We start from the raw sequence: 23,982 nt of genomic DNA, 5'->3' as shown, positions 1-23,982 counted from the left end.
TTAAAACGTTCTTTTAGATTATACTATGTTAACAAGAAGACATATTCGAGTAAAAGTAATGCAATCTATTTATGCATTTAATCAATCTAATAATGATAGCCTTCAAGTAGAGCAACGCTTTCTTTCTAAAAGTATGGAAGAGATGTATGATCTATTTTTACTTCAACTGTCTTTGTTATTAGAAGTGAAAAAGAAAGCTGAAGATTTTATAGAGAAATCTCAAAAAAAATACTTGGCTACCGCCGATGATAAAAACCCTAATTTAAAATTCGTTAACAATTCTTTACTTCAGAAAATAGAAGCCACAGAAGATTTAGATGAATTATTAGAAGACAGGCACCTAAACCATTGGCAGCAAGATGATGAATATGTTGCTATTTTATGGCAAAGTCTTGTTGATAGCGAATTATATAAAGAATACCTAACCACAAGAAACTCTACCTTTAAAGAAGATCAAGAATTTGTAATTCAAGTCTTTAAAGAAATTATAGCCCCTAATGAAAAGCTTTACGATTATTTAGAAGATAAAAAGCTTACTTGGTTAGATGATTTACCTATTGTGAATACAAGTATTTTAAAATTATTGAAGAAATTAAAAGAATCTGATGAGTATATTAAGATTCCTAAACTCTTTAAAAATTTAGACGATAAAGAATTTGCGAAAGAATTATTTACCAAAACAACTTTACATCAACACAAGTTTGAAGAAGATATTGAAGGAAAAACACCTAACTGGGATACTGATCGTATTGCAGAAATCGATGCGATTTTAATTAAAATGGCTATCTGTGAATTTTTGAAATTTTCTTCTATTCCTGTAAAAGTAACGATTAATGAATATTTAGAAATCGCTAAAGAATACAGTACACCAAAAAGTAGTATTTTTCTTAACGGAATTTTAGATAAGTTATCAAAAGAATATCAAGAAGGTCAAAAATTAAATAAAATAGGAAGAGGCTTGATGTAATAATTCAAAATTTATTACATTTAGCGCTTAAAATCAATTACAAACCCTAAAATACTAAAAATGAAAAAAGGATTTTTAATGTTAGCTGCTGTTGCAGCAATTGTATTTACCTCTTGTAAAGACGAAAAAGCAGCAGACAAAGTTAACGATGAAAAAGTAGCTGAAGTTGCTGAAAGAGATGAAAACGCAGAAGGTACTGCTAAAATGACTTTTGAAGAAGAAATGCATGATTTCGGAACCATTAATGAAGGTGATGTAGTAGAGCATACTTTTAAATTTACTAACGATGGTGACTCACCTTTAGTGATTACTCAAGCAAAAGGTAGCTGTGGTTGTACGGTACCATCTTGGCCAAAAGAGCCTGTAGCTCCAGGTGAACAAGGAGAAATTTTAGTAAAATTTAACTCTAGAAACAAGCCAAACAACCAGATGAAAACAGTTAGAATTACAACTAACACAGAGTCTGGACAAGAAATGATTAAAATTAAAGCATTTGTAACTCCAGATGCAGATAAAGCAGCAGCAAAAGCAAAAAGCTAATATAATATATGGAAGCTATACAAAGTCTTTGGCCTTTTTTAGCCATTTTCGCCGTTTTCTTTTTCTTTATGATTAGACCTCAAATGAAGCGTCAAAAACAAGAAAAGAATTTTGCAAAAGAATTAAAAAAGGGAGATAAGGTCGTAACCAAAAGTGGAATGCATGGTAAAATTGCAGATTTTAGTGAAAAATTAAATGCAGTGATTATAGAAACTGGTGCAGGTAAAATCACTTTCGACAAGTCTTCAATCTCAATGGAGTTAAGTCAGACCCTAAATAATCCTAAAGACGAAAAAGAAAAGAAATAGTATTATTTCTAATTTCACAAAAAAGCCTTCTCATTTTGAGAGGGTTTTTTTATTTGATAATTTTAAATTGTAGTTCAAATTATAAATGTTTTATTTTAATACTGCGATAATTTATCTTGAAAATTCAAGTTTTTACTCTATGAAATAAAAAAGCGCTTCCATTTTTGAAAGCGCTTTTTTATATTCAAATGTTTATCAAATTAACTTTGATATTTCTTAGCTGTAAGTTCAGCAATTTTCACAATTACTTCTGTGGCTTTAATCATACTTTCCACCGGTACGTATTCATAGCGTCCGTGAAAATTATGTCCGCCTGCAAAAATATTAGGACAAGGTAAGCCCATAAACGAAAGTTGAGAACCATCGGTACCGCCACGAATTGGCTTAATTAGAGGTTCTATATTTACAGCTTTCATCGCATCTTCAGCAATATCTACAATATGCATCACCGGTTCTACTTTCTCGCGCATGTTGAAGTATTGATCTTTAATATTGATTACAATCACTTCTTTTTCGTGCTGACTGTTAATTTCTGCAGCTAAATCAAGCATCATTTTTTTACGAGCCTCAAAATGCTCTTTATCGTGATCGCGAATAATGTAGTGCATATTGGTTTCTTCTACCTTTCCGCTAATTTGGGTAAGGTGAAAAAATCCTTGTCGGTCTTCTGTATGCTCAGGGGTTTCTAATCTTGGTAAAGAGTTGATAAAGTCTTGAGCAATATACATGCTGTTTACCATTTTTCCTTTGGCATAACCAGGATGTACAATTTTTCCCTTTACGGTAACATCGGCTCCCGCAGCGTTAAAATTTTCGTATTCGAGCTCTCCAATTTGGCTACCGTCCATTGTATAAGCCCATTTGGCACCAAATTTTTCAACGTCAAATTTATGCGCGCCTCGACCAATTTCTTCGTCGGGAGTAAAGCCTACTTTTATAGGTCCGTGTTTAATTTCAGGATGCTGAATTAAATATTCTACCGCGCTCATAATTTCTGTAATTCCTGCTTTATCGTCGGCTCCTAAAAGCGTGGTTCCGTCAGTAGTAATTAGTGTCTGTCCTTTATATTGTAATAAATCTTCAAAATAATCGGGAGAAAGCACAATGTCTTCCGCTTCATTTAACACGATGTCTTTACCATCATATTTTTCTACGATTTGTGGTTTTATGTTCGCCCCAGTAAAATCAGGAGAAGTATCAAAATGCGAAACAAAGCCAATGGCAGGCACTTCGTGCTCTACATTAGAAGGTAGGGTAGCCATCACATAAGCGTGCTCGTCTATGCTCACGTCGCTCATTCCCATTTGCTTTAACTCTTCTGCTAACTTTTTAGCGAGCTTCCATTGTTTTTCTGTACTCGGAGTGCTATCGCTTTTCGGGTCACTTTCGGTATCGATAGTGATGTATGAGGTAAAGCGATTGATAATATGTTGTTTTTCGATCATTTTCTAGAATTTTCTTCAAAAATACATATTCAGAAAGTGGGAAACAAAGACTTTTACATTCGGCTTTGCATTTTTTATTTTTAACGTATTTTTACGCAAACTTAAGCGCAGATGTACAAGCAACTTATAAGACCTTTCTTATTTAAATTTGATCCCGAAAAAGTTCATTATTTTACGTTTTCTTTTCTTCGAAAATCTTTTAAAGTACCGGGAATGGCTGATTTTTTAAAGTCGAAATATGCGGTAGAAGATAAGCGATTGGAACGAGAAGTTTTTGGATTGAAATTTAAAAATCCGGTAGGTTTGGCCGCAGGATTCGATAAAGATGCAAAATTGTACAAAGAACTTTCCGGGCTTGGTTTTGGCTTTATTGAAATAGGAACTTTAACACCTAAGCCACAATCTGGAAATCCTAAAAAGCGATTATTCAGGTTAAAAGAAGATCAAGCCATTATTAACCGAATGGGTTTTAATAATGAAGGTGTTGTTGCTGCTGTGGAACGTTTAAAGAAGAATAATGGTGAAGTTTTAATTGGTGGTAACATTGGGAAAAACAAAGTGACGCCTAACGAAAAAGCCGTTGAAGATTACAAGATTTGTTTTGAAGCACTTTTTCCTTATGTAGATTATTTTGTGGTAAATGTGAGTTCACCTAACACACCAAATTTAAGAGCACTTCAAGATAAAGAACCTCTCACACAATTATTAAATACGCTTAAAAACCTTAATACTGAAAAACCTAAGCAAAAACCAATTTTGCTAAAAATAGCTCCCGATCTTACCGATAGTCAGTTGTTAGATATTATTGAAATCGTGCAGACCACTAAAATCGACGGAGTAATTGCAACAAATACTACAATTTCTAGAGTAGGTTTACAATCGGAACATAAAGAAGAAATTGGAGGTTTAAGTGGAAAGCCATTAACTAATCGTTCTACAGAAGTGATACGTTTTTTAACTGAAAAAAGTAATCATGCATTTCCAATTATTGGAGTAGGAGGTATTCATACCGCACAAGATGCTTTAGAGAAACTGGAAGCAGGAGCGAGTTTAGTGCAATTGTATACAGGGTTTATTTACGAAGGTCCCAAGTTAATTAAAGAAATTAATAAGGCGATATTAGGAAAGTAATTTAATTTGATGTCATGCTGAACTCGATTAACTCCGTTGAATCTTCGATTTCAGTATTGCTTTCTTATATCCAAATCTGCAGAGACCTTGAAATAAGTTCAAGGTGACTGCACGAGAAAACTTCAATATTATTTATGAATATCGAAATTCTTATATCTTTTATTCTTGCTGTATTTGCGTTAGCACTATCACCAGGTCCTGATAATATTTTTGTGTTGGTACAAAGCATCAGGTTTGGTGAAAAAAACGCATTAACTGTAGTTGCGGGTTTAATGACGGGTTGTTTAGTACATACTTCTTTAGTTGCTTTTGGTATTTCATTACTAATAGTAAAAAATGAATTTTTATTTACATTATTAAAACTTTTTGGAGCTATTTATTTATTATTTCTGGCTTTTAAAGTATACCGATCACCTGCTGTAATTAATTTTTCTTCAGAAGAACCTAAGGCTAAGCCACTTTTTAAATTATATAAACAAGGGTTTATGATGAATGTCTTGAACCCTAAAGTTTCTTTATTTTTTTTGGCGCTTTTTCCGGGTTTTTTGTTTTCTAAGAGCTTAGATGAAACATTTCAATTCTTTGTTCTAGGCTTTGTATTTATTTTAGTTTCATTTGTTGTATTTGTTAGTATAGCAGTTTTAGCAGGTTCTTTAAAAAACTATTTAGAGAAGCATTCGTATGCTGGGGCAGTTTTAAAATGGCTACAGATCGTAGTATTTGTAGGAATTGCAATTTTTATTTTATGTTAATTTTTTAATATAGGCTATATTCTTTAATTTTTATATAGTATTCGATTTATTGAGTGTGAATTTTTACAAAATATTCATTTTTTAAGGCTGAAACTGTATATTTGAAACATGGACAATATCAAGCTTATTGAATGCCCCCGTGATGCTATGCAAGGCATTAAAACTTTTATTCCTACGCAAGAAAAAGTTCAATATATACAATCTTTATTGCGTTGTGGTTTTGATACGATTGATGTGGGTAGTTTTGTTTCTCCTAAAGCCATTCCGCAAATGGCTGATACCAAAGAGGTTTTGGCACAGCTTGATTTATCTTCTACTAAAAGTAAATTGTTAGCTATTGTGGCCAATCTTCGCGGAGCACAAGATGCAGTGACTCATCCCGAGATAGATTATTTAGGATATCCTTTTTCGATTTCTGAAAATTTTCAGATGCGAAATACCCATAAAACTATTCATGAGTCTGTTGAGCTTCTAAAAGAAATTTTAGCACTAGCTACTAAAAACAATAAAGAAGTAGTGGCTTATCTTTCTATGGGTTTTGGTAATCCCTATGGAGATCCGTGGAACGTTGAAATTGTAGGAAAATGGACAGAAAAACTTTCTCAAATGGGCGTTAAAATTTTATCGCTTTCTGATACCGTAGGAACTTCAGATGCTAAAAGCATTACCTATTTGTTTTCAAATTTAATACCGCAATATCCAGAAATAGAGTTTGGTGCGCATTTGCACACCACTCCAACTTCATGGTATGAAAAAGTTCATGCCGCTTATCAAGCAGGTTGTAAACGTTTTGATGGAGCTATACAAGGTTTTGGCGGTTGCCCGATGGCTAAAGATGAACTTACCGGAAATATGCCTACAGAAAAATTAGTTTCTTATTTCACCTCTCAAAAGGCAGATACAAATGTGAAAATGGGAAGTTTTGAAGCTTCGTATAATGAAGCTTTGAAAGTCTTCATGAAATAAAACCAATATTATTTAAAATTTCAATACACTTATTTTAATTTATTTTTAATGAGAAGTAAATATATCCCCTCTATAATTACTTTTTTATTTATTGTCACTAGTTTTAAAGCGTTTATTTATAGCGCTTGTGAGTTATATAAAAAAGATTCGTTAACTTTTTATTTGGCAAATGCTAAAATAAATAATCAAGAATCATTTAAGATTGAGAAATCAAACCTGAAATAAACAAAAAATTTAGGAAAAGAAAACGATAACCTAACGTTATTCAATCAAGATTCTGAAACTAAAATTTTAATTATTAAAATTTTAGTTTTCTTAGTAATTATAAAAACAATAATAGCCGTTTTTTTCTTAATTAAATTAAGAAAGTCAAACCGACAAAAAACAAGGCTTAATAAAGAATTGAAGCTTAAAAATGAACAACTTCAAAAGGTAGATAAAAGTAAGAATAAAATGTTTTCAATTTTATCTCATGATTTAAAGTCACCCATATCATCACTATTACAATTAATTCAGTTACTAAAAGAAGAAGCTTTTCCCAAGGAAGAAAGGCAAGAGGTCTTAAATGAAATGCACCTTCAATTAACTTCTACTTCTTTGATGTTAAGGAATCTATTAAAATGGGCAACTAATCAAATGGAGAACGATACTATAAAATATGAGTTTGTAGATATTAAGAAGTGTGTTGATGAAATTCTTGTTATTTATTTAGGAATTGCGAAAAGCAAAAATGTGAAAATAATTCATGATAAACAAAGTGTAGCAGATTTAAAAGTTAATGTAGATCCATCCTTCACAACTGAATGTAATTTTACATAACTTGTTATCTAATGCTGTGAAATTTACTCCAGAAAACGATAAAATTGAAATCAGTTATACAATTGATGAAAGTGTTTCTCTAAAGGTTTTTAACTATGGTATACCAATTACCAAAGAGAAAATAAAAGAGGTTGAAGAAAATAATACGAGAATAACCTCTGAGTATGGAACTTCAAATGAAATAGGGACGGGAATAGGTTTATTATTAATTAAACAATATTTAAAATCTAATCATGCACATTTAGATATTACTCCTCAACCTAACGGTACAGAATTTAAAATTAGTTTTGATGTCTATAAATTTAAAACAAAAAACCGTTTTTAAAACGGTTTTTTTGTTTTAAGCAACTTCTTGTGGAGCCCAATGATTACATAACATATGTGGCGCTGCCTTTTTAGGGTTTGGGCAAGTAGCACTCATGTACCTAGAGCAGGTGGTGCAATTATTATCGTCTTTAATGGCAGCGCGCATATCAAAACTATCGCACGTGTGTTTTGTACCTACCGTAGTTTCGTGTAATTGGCAGAAATGATCTTCATACTTTTGGCAATTCACACAACTGTTTCCTAATCTAATACTCATAGTTTCTTTTTTTAATTTGCTACTAATTTAGTTTTATACTAGTGCAGAAACAATTTAAATAGTTGTTAGCGAGTATTTTATAATTAGATTGATTTAAAACAAGAACAGCTACCCGAAGGTAGCTGTTTGTTAATTTAAAAAATGATAAAATTTAATTTAGTATTAGTTTTTTAGTAGTTACTTGATTTCCAGATTGAAATTTAATGAGGTAGCTCCCTCTACTCAAGGTAGAAACATCTAATTTTTGATGATAAAAACCATCATTTTTTAGTTGTTTTTCTAACACTTTGCGGCCAGTAATACTATAAATAGTAATAGCTACTTCAGAAATATTTGAACTTTAATATAAGAGTTCAATTTCATTTTTTGCTGGGTTAGGGTAAAAACCAAAAGAATCTCCATTGTCAAAAGTAGTGGTGCTCATTTGGCTGGTTACATCTTCTGCATTAAAGCTTAAGTTACCAGTAGAACCTCCTTCAAAAGAAGTGAAATGTAATCGGTAAACATTGTTTTCTGCATCCTTTACATAGTAATATAAATCAGGCTCAACTGAGTAGGAAAAAGTTGACATGTCAAAGCTCTTCCAATCATAGCCTACAGTACTAATTTCTTCTAAATAAGTTTGGTCATTAGGGTCTCCTGTTCCATTAACTTCTACGTTTTCAGCTATAGTAACGTTAGGGTTCTGTAAAGCTCCAGTAACAACATATTTGATAGTTGTTCCATCTGAAGGATAATCTGTAGTGAATTGGGTAAATTTTAAATCCCATTCAGTAGCAGCAGGTTCAGCAACTACTTCAGCCTCTGTAGTAAAATTGTAATAATTAAATATATTATTTGGGTTACTTGTATTAACAACGGTTTCTGTTATATCTGCACTCCAAGTTTCATTATCATCATCCCAAGTAGCATATTTAAAAGTATACCCTCCTAAATATTCTTCAATAAATAGTTTACGATAAATGTTATTACTATCATCATTATCTTCATCTTGATATTTTAGAACAAATATCACCGTTCCATAAACTTCATGATTTGGAGGTCCTGCATATTCCCCCCAGCCATAGGTTGCAGAACCTTGTTGAAAGGCTCCGTCAATCCAACTGGTGTCACTATTAAAAAGCTCTGTCCAATTAGAAATATTAGTAACTGGATCTCCTATAGTAGACCAATGATTACTGTCGTTTGAAGCTTCAAAAACTTGAATACCTATACCATCATTTATACGAATTGCCATATTCATCATACTGTTTCTTAGAAATGCAATTTCCCAATTACTAGCGGTGAAAGTCTGTGAATTATTAGTTGAAAAGTCGTAAAAAATTTCCTTTTCATAGTCTACTCCCATAGACAGGTCTACTGCTTGTTGTGCGTTTAAGCTAAATATGCTCGTGATTAATGCTGTTAAAAATAGTTTTGTTTTCATAGGTTGTGATTTATATTTAATAGTAGATTAGTTTAATAAACTGTATTCAAATTCAGGATAGCCTCTTACTCCATTTTCGTTCATCATCGCGGTAAAACGAAGTTTATAGATGTTTCCTTCAGGATCTTCGACTACATAAAAAATATCATTGAAAATATAGCGATTTGGAGGAATGGTATTTCTCCAGCTACTTCCTATGGTACGTTGGTCGATCTCGAAAGAAGCTTCGTCTAAATTTGTTAAATTGAAATCTGAATAAGTTATTTCGGAAGTATTTACTTGATAGGTTTTTGTTTCTGCTAATACATTGGTCGCTACATAATCAGAATAGCCGTAGGCCGTCATTGCATCTTCATCTGGAAGATCTAACACTTCTGTAAAAACCGTAAAGTTTAAATCCCATTTTTCTTTTGCAGGTTCTACATTTACGATATTTTCTGTAATTAAGCTGAAAAATGTAAAGTTATAACCTGGTGTTTTTTGAATGTTTATTTCTTGGTGTGTGGTCGCTTCTAAATCTGCATATTGTAATATATATTCACCGTTTTCTTGCAGAATTCGGATTTTCATCCAACCCCGTTCATCTCCGCCTACAGCAACACTTCCAGGTCCATCGGGTTCCGTTGTGCCAATTTCACTTCCCATATTTAGTAAGTAAACTTTGTTTTCTTCTAACGTAGTAGAGATTTCATTAATTACAGTTTCTGTAATATCTCCGCTTGGGGCATCTACAAAAGCATCAGACCCTGCTTGTAAAAATTGCATTTGTGTTTGTAATTCAGAAACCTGTCCTGCAGCGACATTATCAATATTGGTAGTCTCTAGTTGAGCAGCCATCATTAATAGGGCGCTATTAATTTTCACTCTAAATTCTTCACCACTGTAAAAAGCCAAATCCCATTTATCGCGACTTATTATTTTTTCTGTCTGTGAACTTAAATCTATATATACTTGATTGCCTTCATTAGGTCCTCCAACGCTTGGAGAGAAGCTACCTCCTAAGGAAGCACTTTCGTTATAACTCACTAAAAGTTTAGTATTACCTTGTGTAAATGCGTTGGGTAAGCTAATAGCAGAAATTTCAAATTCTACTTTTTTTTCAGCTTCTCCTTCGGTAGGGTTAGGGGTTAATTTTTCAAATTCAAAAGATGTACCGATTGTTCCTGCTTCAATAGGAATTTCTATTACACCGCTTTCTGCAGCGGGAGAAGTGGTGAAATCTGTACTGTAACTAACATTTGTTTCTGTGTAAATAATAGAAATAGTTCCGTTTTCGCTAGCTTCTTCAGAATATACCAGGTTAATTGCTGAACTAGTTTCTTCTGAAGAAAAACTAATTGATTGTTTTTCAAATGCAACAACAAAATCGTTGCTAATTCCGGTATCTTTATCGTCATCGCTACAGCTCGTAAAACATAACACGAACAATAAGCTTAAAAGTTGAAATTTATAATTCATAAGTTAAAAATTGAGGTTGTATAATAGTTTTAAAAAGTAAGATCTTCCGTAGCCTAAAGATTGGTTAGCAGTACCGTTACTATGCCCACCGCCTTGGCCGTTACTTAAGTTGAGTCTGGTAATATCTAAAAGGTTTCTAGCTCCTATGGTTACTTTAAAATCATTTAAAAATGTTTTTTGTATAGAAGCATTTAACCAAGAATAGCCTTCTAGTTTTTGTTGTTCGACAGAATCATTTACTCCACCATCTGAAAATTGGTAGGCAGGTCCGTTATATTTATAGAAGGTAGAAAAAGTAGTATTCCATTTTGGTATGCGATAAGAAAGGTTGGCATTTGCTTGAAAGGCGTATAAATAACCATGATCAGCATTTTCTGCTTCATCTAATACTTGAGAAGTTCCTGAAAAGCTAACTCCAAAATTGGCGCTGAAATTTTTATAGCTCAGATTGTTTCTTAATGATAAGCCCCAAGTTTTATACAAATCTATATTTTGAAATTCAAAGGAAAGTGGACTAGTGTTTTTAACCACAAGAGCTATTTTGTCGTCTACATCTAAATACCAAGCACTAAATTTTGGTGTGAATTTTAAGTTATAATTTTTGCTCCAAAAGGTTTTTTTTAAGTGTAGAAAAAGAGACTTTCCGTTTTCTAAATTTAAATTCTCGTTACCTTGTATATTATGGTTAGAATCTACCATATAATAGTAAAGTTGTTCAAAAGTAGGTACTTTAGGAGCCATACCTCCAATTACTCTTAATTGGTAATCTTTAGGTAATTGTAATTTAGTGGTTATAGAAAAAGAAGGTTTAGTTTCAAATAAAGAAGAAGTCATAATTCTTGCTCCCGGTCTTATTGAAAGCATATCTGAAGCTTTAATTTCTGAAGAGGCAAAAAAACTATAATTTTTTAATTGCTGTTGCTTAGTTCTATCTTCAATAGCTTGTTCTGCCAAACCACTAGCCGAGCCTTCATCAAGATTAACTTCGTAACCTAATTCTAATTTTGCAGTTTTGCTATTGAAAAAGTTACTGAAGTTACCTCTAGAGAAAAATCCTTTTCTTGTATTGTAATCGTATTTTTCTAAAGGAATTTTTTCTTCAGTTTTCAAGCGATAAGTAAATTGCTCATAGTTTTTCACTTGTTCTTGATAAGATACCGAAACATTATAATTTACTTGATTCTTGATAATTCCTGAAGCATTTAAATGATGATAAAAACGTTCTGAATTAAAGATGTTATCATTCGCTGTAGGGTTTACGGTTTGTGTAGCTGTGTTTTTATTGAACAACACATTATTGGCATACCTTAAGGTTTCTTCTGTAAAATATTCAAACTTGTAAAAGGCTCTAAAGTTTTTATGATTATCAAAGTTTATTAGCGCTTTAATATTGTTTTGTTCTTTTGGTAACCACTCATAGCCACGTAAACTATCCTGCTCTAAATTTTTATTGTAATAATTAACTCCTTTGTTTCTTCCTTGGTAACCTTTAAAGTCATTTCTAGTATAAAGGATATTTGCGTAAAGTTGATCAGAAATATTATGACCTATTTTTAAAGATTGAATATGTCTTCCTTCATCAAACCAACCATATTCATTACCAATTGTTTCTTCTTGTAAATAAGGTGTGATTTGCCATTTATGTTTTGCAGATTTTTTTGTGATAATATTAATAACTCCTGTGACGGCATCAGAACCATATTGAACACCCATCGAACCTTCAATAATTTCAATTTGCTCAATATCATCTAGGTTAATTTGAGCGGCATCAATATCATTACCAAAACCTTCTGCACCAATCATAGGGACGTTATCTACTAGTATTTTTACATACTCGCCATTAAATCCAAATTGTCTAAACTTTGATTGTCCCTCTCCGTTTTGCTGTATATTGATATTTAAGGTCTGATTGAGAACATCGGCAAGATTATTTCCTGCTAGAAGTTGAATATCTTTTTGAGTAATTACATTAACTTCAAATACAGATTTATTTATAGATTGTGGATTGTATTGCCCAGTTAAAACCACTTCTTCAAGTTCATTTCGCTTAATAGAATCTTTCTTTATTGTAGTCGTTTCTTGAGCATTTGCATGCAAAATATTTAAGAATAAAAAAAAAGTTAGTAATAGTTTTTTCATTATTTAGATTAGATCTTATTTAAAATAATAATGCAAATCTATAAATTATTTTTAACCAATCTAAATAAAATTTATATTTTTGTCGAAAACTAACATTAAATTAAAACCGATTAAAAATGAATTTTAAAAAATTACTTACTGGTGCTTTTATAGGATTAGCATTTACTGGAGTACAGGCTCAAAAATCTCAAAAACAAGACCGTGAAGCCATTAAAGATATGTGCGGTTGTTTTGAAATTACTTTTAAATACACAGAAACTTTTGCTCCAGAAATTGATTATGAAAAACATTTTGATTACAATGCATCTGCTTTAGAATGGGCAGAACTTATTAAAGATGAAAAAGATGAACTTTCTATTCAGCATTTATTGTTAGTTAATGATTCTACTATAATTAAACACTGGCGCCAAGATTGGTTATATGAAAACACTAAACGTTATGATTTTAATCACGATAACCAATGGTCTTTTGTAGAAATGCCTAAAAAAGAAGTAAAAGGGCAGTGGACGCAAAATGTATATCAAGTAGATGATAGTCCACGTTACTCAGGTTCTGCTACTTGGTTTCACGCTGATGGTAGACACTTTTGGGATAATGTATCTAGCTCACCGTTACCCAGAAGAGAGTATTCTAAACGTAGTGATTATAACGTAATGATGCGTGGTAACCATGTTGAAATTACTGATGAAGGTTGGTTGCACGAACAAGATAACGAGAAAATAATACGTAAAGAAGCCGAAGAAGATGTGCTTTTAGCGCAAGAAAAAGGATACAATATTTATAAAAGAGTGCCAGATGCAAAATGTGCTGCAGCAAAAGAATGGTGGGCAGCTAATAAAGAATTTTGGAGTAAGGTAAGAACTAAATGGAGTGAAGTTTACGGAAGAGACAAAGACCTATCTTTAGAGAAAAAAGTAGAAGGGCAAGCTCTTTTTATGAAATTGTTCCCTATGAATACAAGTGCAGATCAAAAAGAAATTGACGAAGTGATCGAAGCTTACGTAATTAAAGGTTAATCTATGTGGAATAAAGTTTTTTTAATTTTTCTGGCATGCATTAGTTTTAGCTTTGAAAATGGCGAATTAGAAGAGAAATTTCATAAAGCCATTCGAGGTACTTATGATGTCGAAAATTTCGATGTAAAAGAAATTGAAGCACCTGCAGACATTAATGAAAAGTTACCCGCAAAAACAGGTGATAAGCGTTTCTTTCAAATTTTTTCTGAAGGCACTTCTGTAGGTTATGCCTATTTAGGAAAAGCTCCCAGTAAAAAGAAAGAGTTTGATTATGTGGTGATGTTTGATAATGATTTAATCATAAAAAAATCAAAAGTGCTTATCTATCGTGAAAATTACGGTCAGCAAATAGGTACCCAACGTTGGTTAAAACAATTTATAGGAATGTCGCCCTCTTCAGAAGTGAATTATGGCGAAAATGTGGCAGCAATTAGTGGTGCAACCATTTCTGCTTCTTCAATGGCAAGAGCAGTAAATAAAGTTTTAAAAACTATGAAAATCCTTCAGGAAGAAAAAGTCATTTAAATGAATTTTAACGGACGTATTGCTGAATTACCCAAAGAAGTAAAATTATTAATCGGCGCTTTTCTTATCGTGTTAAGCGCCGGTTATTTTACTGGTTTTCGTTTTGTAAATGAAACGACCAAAAACACACCTACTGGTATTCAGGAAAATTATTTAGGGAATGAAGAAGATCTCGAGGCAGAGGCGATGAAATTTAAAAAACCAAAGCGAGAAATGCTTACGGTAATTCATACCCATATCTTATCGATGTCTGTCATCTTTTTTATTTTAGGTGGGCTAGTAAGTTTAACCCAATTAAAACCTTGGCTTAAAAAAGCTTTAATGGTAGAGCCTTTACTTTCAGTCTTACTTACATTTGGCGGAATTTACTTTATGTGGTCAAGTTGGCATTTTATGCGATATATTGTGATGCTATCTGGAATATTGATGAGCACCTCATTTGTTGCTTCCGTAGTAATTGTTTTTTTTCAGTTATTTAAAAAGAAAGACCAAAAGAGTTAAATTTTTGGATCATAATTTTCAGCGGGTAATACTAAAAACGGAAATTTAGTATGAAAACCTATTTCTTTGATAATGGAAGGAAATAAAATTTTCTCTATAAAATTTCTTTTGTGTTTAATCATCACTAACAAATCATTCGATACTTCTTTATTAAACTCTTCAATAGCTTCAGGAACATTGTCTTTTGCGATACTATTAAAATCGTGTGCTACTTTATCTAAAAAATGATTAAGATTCTTTTTTGCTCTACGTTGGTTGTCTGTAAATTCATTTCCAAAATTAGCATAAACCGTATGTATTTGCGCATTGTTGGCTTCAGCAAAATTTTTAATTAGATTCATTTGATATTCAGAGAAATCAATTTCATATTTTGTAGCGAATAAAATATGCTTAATATTTCTGAATTTATAAGCAGAAGGAATCACTAAAAGAGGGCATTTTGCAACCTGAATGGCATGAACGGTATGTGTGCCTACCAGCAGCTCTTTTCCGCCAGAAGCTCCTTTGGTGCCCATTACAATTAAATCTATTTCTTTGTTATTTACTCGGCTTTCTATTTCTTCATAAAGCGTATTCAAAGAAAACTCGAGCTCAAACTCATGATTAGAATTTTTAAATTCTGTAATAATTTTGTTTTTTAGTTCATTTAATTCTCTTAGTGCGTTTTTTTTATAAATAAGATTAAAACTACTGTAAATAATATGATCAGAATTGTAAAGTGTGTTTAAAAGAATAAAATTACATTTCTCATCTTTAAAAAAGTTTAATGCATAAGAAATGGCATTGTATGCATTATCTGAAAAATCTGTAGGAAGCAAAATATTCATCATAACATTTGTTTTTTTAACCACACCAAAATTATTAAGGCGAATCTAGTTGAACAATGATTTTTCTCATTTTATGAACATTAGCGCTTTATTAAATTGTAAAATAATTAAGTGGATTTAATTTAGTCTCATAGTAAAAACCTATATTTGCATGCAATTAAATCTTTAATTGCTATGACTGCACACGAAAACAAGATTCTTGGCGAAGGTCTTACTTATGACGACGTCTTACTTGTCCCAGCCTTTTCAGAAGTACTTCCTAGAGAGGTAAATATTCAGACAAAATTCACGAAAAACATTAGTATTAATGTTCCTATTGTATCGGCAGCGATGGATACCGTGACAGAATCTAGAATGGCTATTGCTATTGCTAGAGAAGGAGGTATTGGTGTGTTGCACAAAAATATGACTATTGAGCAGCAAGCCCTTAAAGTTAGAAAAGTAAAACGTGCAGAAAGCGGAATGATTATAGATCCGGTAACTTTACCTATTACGGCAAAAGTGAAAGATGCAAAAGCCTCAATGGCAGAACATAGTATTGGAGGAATACCTATTGTTGATGAAGAAGGAAAACTCTTAGGTATTGTAACCAACCGTGATTTACGTTTTGAGAAAAACTTAAATAGGCCTATAGCTGAAGTAATGACTTCTGGTAATTTAGTAACCGTTGCCGAAGGAACTTCTCTGGAAGAGGCAGAAGATATTTTACAAGAAAATAAAATTGAAAAACTACCGGTTGTCAATAAAGAAAATAAACTAGTAGGTTTAATTACATTTAGAGATATTACCAAGCTTACCCAAAAACCAATAGCTAATAAAGATCAATACGGAAGATTACGGGTCGCTGCAGCTTTAGGAGTTACTGCAGATGCAGTAGAAAGAGCAGAAGCTTTAGTTAATGCAGGTGTAGATGCAGTGGTTATAGATACAGCTCATGGCCATACTAAAGGGGTGGTTTATGTGTTAAAAGAAGTAAAGAAAAAATTTCCAGAACTTGAAGTAGTTGTAGGAAATATTGCGACTCCAGAAGCAGCCAAATACTTAGCAGATGCAGGAGCCGATGCTGTAAAAGTAGGTATAGGACCTGGTTCTATTTGTACTACACGTGTGGTAGCTGGAGTAGGTTTTCCTCAATTTTCTGCAGTATTAGAAGTTGCAGAAGCACTTAAAGGAACAGGGGTGCCAGTAATTGCAGATGGTGGTATTCGTTATACAGGTGATATTCCTAAAGCTTTAGCAGCGGGAGCAGACTGTGTGATGTTAGGCTCTCTTTTAGCAGGAACAAAAGAATCACCAGGAGAAACTATTATTTACGAGGGCAGAAAATTTAAATCTTATCGCGGAATGGGATCTGTAGAAGCGATGCAAAAAGGTTCTAAAGATCGTTATTTTCAAGATGTAGAAGATGATATTAAAAAATTAGTACCCGAAGGTATTGTAGGGCGCGTACCTTATAAAGGTGAACTTGTTGAAAGTATGAATCAATTTATTGGCGGTCTTCGTGCAGGAATGGGTTATTGCGGAGCTAATGATATTGAAACATTAAAGAAAGAGGCTAAGTTTATTAAAATTACTTCTTCAGGAATTATGGAAAGTCATCCTCACGATGTAACGATAACCAAAGAAGCGCCTAATTATTCTAGATAGAAATAAATTTATTTATATATAGAAAAAGCTTTCCCATTTGGAAGGCTTTTTTATTTGTAAACAATTATTAATTATAAAAAGCATAAAATGAATAATTGTTTATATTTATTTTTTTAACATAAAATTTAATTATTCGTGATAATTTTATTTCTTTGGTTAAAGTATTTAAAAACTAAATATAGATAAATTATGGAAAATAACTCTACCTATCGTATTACTGATACCACAGCAAATCCAGGGCCTTTAGGGCTTTTAGCTTTCGGAATGACTACCGTTTTGTTGAATATTCATAATGCTGGTTTTTATGAAATGAATTCAATGATTTTTGGAATGGGAATTTTTTATGGCGGTATTGCGCAGGTAATAGCAGGAATTTTAGAGGCAAAAAAAGGAAATACATTCGGCTTAACAGCATTTACTTCTTATGGTTTTTTCTGGCTTACGCTCGTAGGTTTACTTGTTATGCCTAAATTAGGTTGGGTAGAAGCTACCTCTAATACAGCTATGATTAGTTATTTGGTGATGTGGGGAATCTTTACCACATTACTTTTTTTTGGTACACTTAGAATAAATAAAGCACTTCAATTTGTATTTGCAACCTTAGCTTTACTTTTTTTCTTACTTGCCTTGGGTGATGCTACTGGAAATGAAATGTTAAAACAAATTACTGGTTTTGAAGGGATTATTTGTGGAGGATCAGCCATTTATGCAGGAGTAGGTACATTGCTAAATGAAGTTTACGGTAAAGAATTGCTTCCTTTGGGAGCAATAAAAAAATAAAGAACCTAAAAATTGAGCTATAACAAAGCTTATCAATTGCTTTTTGTTTAAAAAAAACGAAAAGGAATCACAAAAATTGACTGAAAAAAGCAAATTTAGAATTAATTTTGTTAGCAGAATTTTTAATTAAGTAATCAATAACAAATGAATAATTCTAAAACTAAAACATCTCACAAAACTGCATTTATATTTTTAACCCTGTTATTTTTTCTATGGGGTTTTTTAACAGTAATTGTAGATTCATTAATTCCGCGTCTTAAAGAAGTATTCGAGTTAACCTACTTTCAAGCAGGTATGGTTCAGTTTGCATTTTTTGGCGCTTACTTTTTACTGTCAATCCCCGCAAGTTTTATTTTATCTAAAATAGGTTATAAAAAAGGAATTATATTAGGAATTTTAATGATGGCTGGGGGGTGCTTGTTGTTTTATCCAGCATCTTCACTTAGAATCTTTTGGATATTTATGCTTGGGTATTTTATACTAGCCGGTGGTATTACCATCTTACAAGTTGCTGCTAATCCATACGTGACTATTCTAGGTCCAGAAAAAAGTGCTGCTAGTCGGTTAAATTTATCACAAGCATTTAATGCTTTAGGTACTTCTATAGCTCCTATTGTAGGAGCATTATTTATCTTAAGTGATAAAATTAAAACCTCAGAGCAAATTAGTACGCTTAATGCGGTAGATCAAGCAGATTATTATGCTTCAGAAGCTTCAGCAGTACAAACGCCATTTTTAACGATAGCTGGTATTTTAATCGCAATCGCTTTAGTATTTGTATTTGTAAATCTTCCTAAAGTAATCGGAGAAGGAGAAAGCAAAGGAAGCTACGCAGCAGCCTTCAAAAATAAAAACTTAATTTTAGGTGCTATAGGTCTCTTCTGTTATGTAGGTGCTGAGGTTGCTATAGGAAGCTATATGGTGAATTATTTTATGAAACTAGATCTAGCCGATGTGGTAAGAAATACACCTTTTATGCGAGGTATCGCTAATTGGTTTTTAACAGACGATTTAAAATCTGTAGATGGTAAAGCAGTAGTAGGTATTTTTGTAACCTTTTACTGGACAGGAGCGATGGTAGGTAGATTTATTGGTGCTTACTTGACCAGTATCATTAAGCCAGCTAAAGTATTGAGTATTTTTGCTCTACTAGCTTTAACACTTATAATTATTTCAACACAAAGTGCTGGTTTAACCGCAATGTGGACAATTATCGCTGTAGGTTTATTTAATTCAATCATGTTTCCAACAATCTTTAGTTTAGGCTTAGACGAGTTAGGTGAAAGTAAACCGCAAGGTTCTGGCTTAATGTGTACGATGATTGTAGGTGGAGCAGTTGTACCACCTTTATTTGGATTATTAACAGACACCTCCGGATTTGGTTTAGCCTTTATGTTAGTTATGTGTTGCTATCTTTATATTTTCTTTTTCGCTTATCGACATAAGAAAACAGAAGTCACAATTTAAAATGACAATGCCAAGTTTTTCGCTTGGCATTGTTTTATAACCATTTAGAGTTGCATAGATTTACCTCCATATTTATATGAGGTATCCCATATTAATATCAATTCCTTTCAAAGTATAAGTTGTTAAAAAATAATTAGTGAGCTTTAGAAAACGATAATTATTATTCAATTTATCACTGAAGGAGAGCGGGAAAATGACACTGATTCATTTATCTTAAATTCGAATCTTCATACGCTAACCGTGCTTACGAAGAAAAAATTATTATAAAAATTCGTGATTATGAGGGTATAAGTTTAGCCCAAGCTCTTCATTAACTAAAAAAATAAGCCGTTCGGGTGGGAGTCATTATAGCTTTTTTATTAAACTAATTTTACTAGCAACTTAGGATCTTGGATTAGGAACTAAAGTATTTTCGAATAAAGTTTTGCACAGGTACGTTGAAGATTATATATGTAAAAAGAACTCTAATTTATATCTTAACTTATGTGAGTAGGAAAGATGAACATATAGCTAGAGATTTATGAAAAAATGAATGCTGAATTGTAAAGTTTTCATTTGAAGTAGATTACTCCTTAATTATGAAATAAACTCCATCAATTTATCAATCGCTTTTTTTGAATCTTTTTTCCAAAAACTATAATGTAGGGGTAAAGTCTTAATGTCGGTTCTGGCTAGAGTTTTGTAACGTTCTAAACTAAAAGCTTCTCGATAAGCTCCAGAATAACCAATTAAATCTATAAAGTAATTTTTATTGTTATTCGTAACTAAAATATCTAAAAGGTTTCCGGCAACAGGATAACCACATTTAATACCTTTAACTCCCTCTTGTTGTAAAGCTTTCACTACTTCATCTTGAAATTGATCAATCGTATTTTCTTCTTCATTAAAGTGACTGAAATTTTCGATAAAGGTTAAATACTCATAAAATAAAGAATCATTTTTTAGCTCATTTTTACCTACCGATGTAATTACTATTTGTAAAGATTTTGCTCTAGTGATACCTACATTAAGGACTTCTGGTTTGTTTAAATGAATATAAGCAGAATGATGAGTTTCTGGGCAAACACCAAATGATATTAGAATTATTTCGCGCTCAGAACCTTGAAAGTTATATGGCGTTCCACAAAGAATATTAAATTGGCGCAGAGTGGCTAACTCGTAATGCTTCGATAATAATTTATTAAGATGTGTTACTTGGCTATTGAAAGGCGAAATAATTCCGATAGATGGTTTTAATGTTTCATCTTTGTAGGCTGCTATAATTTTATTTAATTGATGTAGTACCTGTTCAGCTTCAATTTCATTTACTCCTTTCCGATTTCTTTTACCTTTAACTTTAATCAATTCTATTTGTTTCTCTTCAATGTGAGTAGGTGTAGATTTTAAGATTTCTAACTGATTATCGTAAAACTGGCGGTTACTAAATTCTATTAAAGATGGTGTAGATCTAAAATGTTCACGTAGAAAAGTAATTTGTTCTTGGTGTTTCATTTTAGAAATAAATAAGTCTAAAACACTTCGGTTTCGATAATCAAAAATCTTATCTTTTGGTAAATTATATTTTTCTTGAAGGCTGAATTGTTGCGCTTTTGCTACAAAAGAATAATGCCTTAATTGGTTAGGGTCACCTGCAATCACCACCCGTTTTGCTCTATATAATGCTGGTAAAGCAGAAGCGATATCGCATTGTGTGGCTTCATCGATAATCACCAAATCGAAGCAGTCTGCTTTTAAAGGTAAGACCGAATTTAAATCTGATAGATTAGCCAACCAAATGGGAAAAGCTTTTAAAACATGTTCAAAATCTACTTGTTTTAGAATGCGTTTATAGGCTGAAAAACTAGAAGTGTCGAGCGCATCATAGAATGTTGATATTTCATCACGATAGCGATGGGAATTATTTTTAATGTTAAGGGCAATTTTTCGTTTAGAATATAGACTCGCTTCTTTTTCTAATTGCTCTAAAACCTGATTTATTTTTTCAAAAATCACCCATAATTTCTCTCCGTTGTAAGTTAGTGTATTAAGATAAAATTGTTGCCATTTTTCCCACAAGCTAAGTTCTGGAGAAAATTCGAGATCAGATCTTTTAAGTTCTTTTTCAATATATGCTTCAAATTCTTGCTCGAGTAGATCGAGTTGCCCAGAAAGCTGATTGACTTTTTCTAGGTCAAAATTGGTATTTATTTTTGCTGAAATTCCACTTAAATAACGTTTGATTTTAGCTTTTAAACTTACTTTGTAATTATGCCCAGTGGTATGAATTAGATAGTTTTTTAACTTAAAATCTTTCTCAAGCATTTGGCGTAAAACTTCTACAGCTTGCTTTGTTTTAGAAACTACTAAAACCGATTGATTATTAATCACCGCATCAGAAATTATTGAAGTGATAGTATAGCTTTTTCCCGTTCCTGGTGGTCCTACAATTACAGAATTTGAATAACGATATGCATTTTGGAGTGCTTTATATTGATCTGTATTTAATCGAGTTTTATAAACGCTTTGCTGAAATGAAAATTCTTGTCGATCACTGCTTAATAATTGATACAAACTAGAATTAAATTTTTCTAATTCTGCCATTTCTTTCAGGTCGTTTAAAACCCTTAGTGGAGATTCAGACTTTTCAACTAATATGGTTCCTGCTGCCGGAACCATATGATAGCTGTCATCTTCAACTTTATCTGAAGCTAAAAAATTTCTAGTTTTTTCTGCAGACCAAACTGTTGGAAATAGCAAGAGCTCTTCGGTTTCTATATTGGCAACATATTTTTCTAAAAAGCTCTTTAAGCCAATATAATTTTTGTTTTGAATTTGTTCTGAGAGTAATTGTACAAATTCATCTTTTTTAATATGCTCTTCTCTTAAGTCTAGTAAACTGAGGGCAGACCTATTAATGTCGAAATTATCTTGTTCAATTCTCAAAAATCTTTCTTCGTCTAGGGTTTCTATTTGAGCCGGAAAGAGTAGGAGTGGAGCGCAAATTCGTTTGTCTTTAATAAGTGGATTTTTACTATTGCCTAAAATAAAAAAACACCCGTAAAACAGTTTTTTTTCTAAATTATAAAGCGATATCTCTTTTTCTAAAGCTAATACCTTTTTATTGTTGTAAGGGATGATCGGTAAATCTTCAGCAAGAAATTCTTCTTCCGTTTTTACAAACCACTTATAGGGATATTTGCTAGAAAGAATATTATTAATGGTAAACTCTTTATAATCTAGCTGATAGCAATCTCTAAAATAATTAAAAACGTCTTTTGGGTTGAAGTTCACTTTTAGAAAATTTTAATTTATTTACCTTCTTTAATTCCAAAAATATCTTCTAAGCCTTTTTTGCTAGCTCCGTTTGAAATTAGAATAATGTAATCGTTTATAGATAATATATAATCTGAAGAAGGGTTTTTATATACTTTATTATCTTTCACTACTCCAATGGCAATAGCATCATAATTATCTTTTAGTTCGTGAAATGCTGTATTGAAGCTTTTGTTGTGGTAGAAAGAATTGGTTAAAATTTTATATTGCTGAATATCTGAGTCTTCTTTATTTTTACTGGAAGATATTAAGTCTTCAGTATAGGTAGCTACTTCGGGTTCAAAAATATAGCTAGCCACTAATTTTGAGGTTACTTCTAAAGGTGATACAACATATTTTACTCCAGCATTTTCAAAAGTACCTTTTAATTCTGTGTTATTACAAAGTGCAACGTATTCTAAGTTAGGGTAAGCTTTCTTTGCATTAAGTACAAATACAAGTGTATCTGCATCTTCTTCAAAATTAATAAATACACTTTTGGCAGCTTTGAAATTTAGTTTTTCATATTTTTCTTCATCTTTATATTCGGCCAGGAGACTAAAACAATTTTGATGATTAAAGTGGGTATTAATTTTTTCTAGATCATCTTTTGCATTGGTGAGAAAAGCAATTTTATGCCCCGTACTAATTATTTCTTTTCCAACTTTTAAAGCAAAATCATTATAACCTATAATGATGTAGTGATTTTTAAAATCGGTACCATAAAATCCGTTTTTTTTCTTTTCCATATAGCTATTAATTTTATTGGTAATTTCACTAATGATAATTCCTAAAATCCCAATACTACCCAAGATAAGGACTAGTCCAATTATTTTTCCTAGAATGGTTACCGGGTATAAATCCCCGTATCCTACGGTCGTGAGGGTGACAATGGCAAACCAAAAAGCATCTCCTATGTCTTTTATATTACCATCTGGATTTTGACTTTCGATGTATCCTATAGCAATTACCGAGGCAATGTAAAGTAAGGTTACCAGTAGAAAGTATTTTATCTTTCTCATTCCTTAGAAGTTCGGATTAAAAAATTCTGTTTGATTAATCTGAAATAAGCCCAATGTTTCTTCGTAATCTTGAATTTTATTTTTGAAGTTTTCCGTTTTACTTTCATTACAACCGCTAAGTTCTACGTAAGTATAGTTATTATCGGGAAATGTATGTACTGCTAAATGGGATTCTGCCAAGAGCCACAATGCGGTATAACCTTTAACGGGAAAATGGTGTTCAGAAAAATTTAAAATTCCGAATTCGGTATCTTTTAATAGCTTTTCGAAAACTGGAGTAATTTCTTGAGGTTCAATATTTCTAATCCAAAACTTCAGATTGAATATAGCTGCTTCTACAGGTTTGTAAGAAAGGTTTTTATTCATCATTAA

Annotated in this window: 24 protein-coding genes; 14 read left to right on the top strand and 10 right to left on the bottom strand. The window is 32.1% G+C overall.

Annotation, left to right across the window (positions count from 1 at the left end):
• Positions 1-25 precede the first annotated feature (25 nt).
• The 3 genes from nusB to yajC are packed head-to-tail and all read left to right on the top strand — an operon-like array spanning position 26 to position 1,815.
• Positions 26-967, top strand: a complete 942-nt coding sequence (nusB, locus tag KW502_RS08385; RefSeq protein WP_219040101.1) for a transcription antitermination factor NusB — start codon at positions 26-28, stop codon at positions 965-967.
• A gap of 60 nt (positions 968-1,027) precedes the next feature.
• Positions 1,028-1,507 (top strand): DUF1573 domain-containing protein, encoded by a 480-nt coding sequence (locus KW502_RS08380; protein ID WP_219040100.1) that lies wholly within the window; start codon positions 1,028-1,030, stop codon positions 1,505-1,507.
• An 8-nt stretch (positions 1,508-1,515) separates the two neighbouring features.
• Positions 1,516-1,815 (top strand): preprotein translocase subunit YajC, encoded by a 300-nt coding sequence (gene yajC / locus KW502_RS08375; protein ID WP_219040099.1) that lies wholly within the window; start codon positions 1,516-1,518, stop codon positions 1,813-1,815.
• A 200-nt stretch (positions 1,816-2,015) separates the two neighbouring features.
• Here yajC and pepT read toward each other — a convergent pair whose 3' ends face one another.
• A complete protein-coding gene (gene pepT, locus KW502_RS08370; protein WP_219040098.1) occupies positions 2,016-3,260 on the bottom strand; it encodes a peptidase T in 1,245 nt (414 codons plus the stop codon).
• Positions 3,261-3,371: 111 nt separating this feature from the next.
• Between pepT and KW502_RS08365 the strand changes: the two genes are divergently transcribed.
• From KW502_RS08365 to KW502_RS08345, 5 genes are all read left to right on the top strand, one after another.
• Positions 3,372-4,391 (top strand): quinone-dependent dihydroorotate dehydrogenase, encoded by a 1,020-nt coding sequence (locus tag KW502_RS08365; protein WP_219040097.1) that lies wholly within the window; start codon positions 3,372-3,374, stop codon positions 4,389-4,391.
• A gap of 134 nt (positions 4,392-4,525) precedes the next feature.
• Positions 4,526-5,143 carry a LysE family translocator gene (locus KW502_RS08360; protein WP_219040096.1) on the top strand — a complete coding sequence of 206 codons (618 nt, stop codon included), beginning with the start codon at positions 4,526-4,528 and terminating at the stop codon, positions 5,141-5,143.
• A 108-nt stretch (positions 5,144-5,251) separates the two neighbouring features.
• On the top strand, positions 5,252-6,109 hold the full coding sequence (locus KW502_RS08355) for a hydroxymethylglutaryl-CoA lyase (protein ID WP_219040095.1): 858 nt from the start codon (positions 5,252-5,254) through the stop codon (positions 6,107-6,109).
• A 402-nt stretch (positions 6,110-6,511) separates the two neighbouring features.
• Positions 6,512-6,928 carry a histidine kinase dimerization/phospho-acceptor domain-containing protein gene (locus tag KW502_RS08350; protein WP_219040094.1) on the top strand — a complete coding sequence of 139 codons (417 nt, stop codon included), beginning with the start codon at positions 6,512-6,514 and terminating at the stop codon, positions 6,926-6,928.
• Positions 6,929-6,944: 16 nt separating this feature from the next.
• The gene (locus tag KW502_RS08345; RefSeq protein WP_369412520.1) at positions 6,945-7,253 is read left to right on the top strand and encodes an ATP-binding protein; all 309 of its coding nucleotides are present in this window, start codon (positions 6,945-6,947) and stop codon (positions 7,251-7,253) included.
• Positions 7,254-7,268: 15 nt separating this feature from the next.
• Here the strand turns inward: KW502_RS08345 and KW502_RS08340 are convergent, their stop codons facing one another.
• The 5 genes from KW502_RS08340 to KW502_RS08320 all read right to left on the bottom strand — a co-directional run bounded on the left by KW502_RS08340 (position 7,269) and on the right by KW502_RS08320 (position 12,534).
• Positions 7,269-7,511 (bottom strand): hypothetical protein, encoded by a 243-nt coding sequence (locus tag KW502_RS08340; RefSeq protein WP_219040092.1) that lies wholly within the window; start codon positions 7,509-7,511, stop codon positions 7,269-7,271.
• Positions 7,512-7,662: 151 nt separating this feature from the next.
• Positions 7,663-7,842: a T9SS type A sorting domain-containing protein gene (locus tag KW502_RS15605; RefSeq protein WP_219040137.1), complete on the bottom strand. Its 180-nt coding sequence runs from the start codon at positions 7,840-7,842 to the stop codon at positions 7,663-7,665.
• Between the two features lie 9 nt (positions 7,843-7,851).
• The gene (locus KW502_RS08330) at positions 7,852-8,937 is read right to left on the bottom strand and encodes an HmuY family protein (RefSeq protein ID WP_219040091.1); all 1,086 of its coding nucleotides are present in this window, start codon (positions 8,935-8,937) and stop codon (positions 7,852-7,854) included.
• A gap of 27 nt (positions 8,938-8,964) precedes the next feature.
• The gene (locus tag KW502_RS08325) at positions 8,965-10,395 is read right to left on the bottom strand and encodes an HmuY family protein (RefSeq protein ID WP_219040090.1); all 1,431 of its coding nucleotides are present in this window, start codon (positions 10,393-10,395) and stop codon (positions 8,965-8,967) included.
• A gap of 3 nt (positions 10,396-10,398) precedes the next feature.
• Positions 10,399-12,534, bottom strand: coding sequence for a TonB-dependent receptor plug domain-containing protein (locus tag KW502_RS08320; protein WP_219040089.1), 2,136 nt, complete (start codon positions 12,532-12,534; stop codon positions 10,399-10,401).
• Between the two features lie 116 nt (positions 12,535-12,650).
• On the opposite strand from KW502_RS08320, the gene KW502_RS08315 reads away from it, so the two are divergent.
• Genes KW502_RS08315 through KW502_RS08305 form a run of 3 tightly spaced genes read left to right on the top strand, consistent with a single transcriptional unit; the run spans position 12,651 to position 14,576 of the window.
• Positions 12,651-13,550, top strand: coding sequence for a DUF6607 family protein (locus KW502_RS08315; RefSeq protein ID WP_219040088.1), 900 nt, complete (start codon positions 12,651-12,653; stop codon positions 13,548-13,550).
• A 3-nt stretch (positions 13,551-13,553) separates the two neighbouring features.
• The gene (locus KW502_RS08310) at positions 13,554-14,075 is read left to right on the top strand and encodes an FMN-binding protein (RefSeq protein WP_219040087.1); all 522 of its coding nucleotides are present in this window, start codon (positions 13,554-13,556) and stop codon (positions 14,073-14,075) included.
• A complete protein-coding gene (locus tag KW502_RS08305; protein ID WP_219040086.1) occupies positions 14,076-14,576 on the top strand; it encodes an Aq_1264-related membrane protein in 501 nt (166 codons plus the stop codon).
• Here KW502_RS08305 and KW502_RS08300 read toward each other — a convergent pair.
• Positions 14,573-15,406: a universal stress protein gene (locus KW502_RS08300; protein WP_219040085.1), complete on the bottom strand. Its 834-nt coding sequence runs from the start codon at positions 15,404-15,406 to the stop codon at positions 14,573-14,575. The genes KW502_RS08305 and KW502_RS08300 overlap by 4 nt on opposite strands.
• Positions 15,407-15,577: 171 nt before the next feature.
• Between KW502_RS08300 and guaB the strand changes: the two genes are divergently transcribed.
• The 3 genes from guaB (at position 15,578) to KW502_RS08285 (ending at position 19,297) form a co-directional block, all read left to right on the top strand.
• The gene (gene guaB / locus KW502_RS08295; protein ID WP_219040084.1) at positions 15,578-17,050 is read left to right on the top strand and encodes an IMP dehydrogenase; all 1,473 of its coding nucleotides are present in this window, start codon (positions 15,578-15,580) and stop codon (positions 17,048-17,050) included.
• 189 nt (positions 17,051-17,239) lie between these two features.
• The gene (locus KW502_RS08290; protein WP_219040083.1) at positions 17,240-17,830 is read left to right on the top strand and encodes an acetate uptake transporter; all 591 of its coding nucleotides are present in this window, start codon (positions 17,240-17,242) and stop codon (positions 17,828-17,830) included.
• Between the two features lie 144 nt (positions 17,831-17,974).
• Positions 17,975-19,297: a sugar MFS transporter gene (locus KW502_RS08285; protein WP_219040082.1), complete on the top strand. Its 1,323-nt coding sequence runs from the start codon at positions 17,975-17,977 to the stop codon at positions 19,295-19,297.
• A 576-nt stretch (positions 19,298-19,873) separates the two neighbouring features.
• On the opposite strand, the gene KW502_RS08280 is transcribed toward KW502_RS08285, so the two are convergent.
• The 3 genes from KW502_RS08280 to KW502_RS08270 are packed head-to-tail and all read right to left on the bottom strand — an operon-like array spanning position 19,874 to position 23,979.
• Positions 19,874-22,567, bottom strand: coding sequence for a DEAD/DEAH box helicase (locus KW502_RS08280; protein WP_219040081.1), 2,694 nt, complete (start codon positions 22,565-22,567; stop codon positions 19,874-19,876).
• A 17-nt stretch (positions 22,568-22,584) separates the two neighbouring features.
• Positions 22,585-23,610, bottom strand: a complete 1,026-nt coding sequence (locus tag KW502_RS08275) for a potassium channel family protein (protein ID WP_219040080.1) — start codon at positions 23,608-23,610, stop codon at positions 22,585-22,587.
• A 3-nt stretch (positions 23,611-23,613) separates the two neighbouring features.
• Positions 23,614-23,979, bottom strand: a complete 366-nt coding sequence (locus tag KW502_RS08270) for an S-adenosylmethionine decarboxylase (RefSeq protein ID WP_219040079.1) — start codon at positions 23,977-23,979, stop codon at positions 23,614-23,616.
• Between the last annotated feature and the right edge of the window lie 3 nt (positions 23,980-23,982).

Origin of the sequence: Mesonia aestuariivivens (genome assembly GCF_019311235.1) — a bacterium.
GTDB classification, from domain to species: Bacteria; Bacteroidota; Bacteroidia; order Flavobacteriales; family Flavobacteriaceae; genus Mesonia; species Mesonia aestuariivivens.
Note: the sequence above shows the minus strand (reverse complement) of the source record. Positions and strands in the feature narration are given on the sequence as shown.